Source organism: Halohasta sp. A2 (assembly GCF_056175805.1).
Map to the genome: position 1 here is coordinate 1 of NZ_JAQFWV010000310.1, position 255 is coordinate 255.

The 255-nt window shown below is 58.0% G+C and carries 1 pseudogene; it reads right to left on the reverse strand.

The features are described 5' to 3' along the window. Nucleotides 1–255 (reverse strand): annotated as a pseudogene (locus O2S87_RS19255) (ISH3 family transposase); the annotation flags it as partial.

The window sequence follows — 255 nt, forward strand, 5'->3', positions numbered from 1 at the left end:
TGTCTGATCCAGTCAGAGAAGGTTTTGAACGTGAACTCTTCGGGCAGGTCGCGCCCGCCCCGCCGTGGGGGGGCGACGACCGCCCATCGAAGCACGAGCCAGAGATTTTCCAGCAAGAATCCAACTATGACAAACGCAAAGCGGACGATTGGATCCTGAGTCGTCGTTACCACCCGTGCTTGGCGGAAGACACGATAACTCGTCTCAATCGCCGAGCGTTTCCGATAGAGCCGTTCGACCTGTTTGGGCGTGCGA